Below are 511 nucleotides of genomic sequence, written 5' to 3'. Positions count from 1 at the left end.
CGGCGACTGCGCGGCGACGGTGCCGGCGAGCGTCTCGCGCGTGGCCCGCAGCACCTCGGGTGGGTTCAGGCGGCTCATCGCGCACCACCCAGGGCGGTGACGGCGTCGAGCAGCGGGGCGGCCAACGGCCAGGCGGCGAAGCCGATCACCGCGGTGACACCCAGCGCGATCCCGATCGGGATCTGGCGGAACCGCGCCGGCAGGTCCGGTGGCGCGGGAGAGGTGCGCGCGGCGTCCGGGTCTGGATCCGCGCCGACGGTCATCGCCAGCACGTTGCGGGCGATACCTGCGAAGACCACCAGCAGGAGGGCGCAGGCCAGGAGCATCTGCCAGCCGAGGCCCCGCTGGAAGCCGGCGACGATGATGGCGACCTCGGTGAAGAAGGTCACGAACGGCGGGAAGCCGAGCAGTGCCGCAGCTCCGAGCAGGAACGGGCCGCCGAGGTCGGGACGGCGCCGCAGCAGGTTGCGCACGTCGGCGATGTCGTGGCTGCCGGTGTACCCGAGGATGA

1 protein-coding gene is annotated in these 511 nt (G+C 73.4%); it reads right to left on the bottom strand.

The annotated features are described in order from the left end of the window. Window positions 1-74 precede the first annotated feature (74 nt). A partial coding sequence (locus tag BN358_RS25120) for a proton-conducting transporter membrane subunit (RefSeq protein WP_304412806.1) occupies window positions 75-511 on the bottom strand: 437 nt, incomplete at its 5' end.

Origin of the sequence: Sedimentibacter sp. B4 (genome assembly GCF_000309315.1) — a bacterium.
GTDB classification, from domain to species: Bacteria; Bacillota; Clostridia; order Tissierellales; family Sedimentibacteraceae; genus Sedimentibacter; species Sedimentibacter saalensis.
This window is presented reverse-complemented; position numbering and strand designations above follow the sequence as displayed.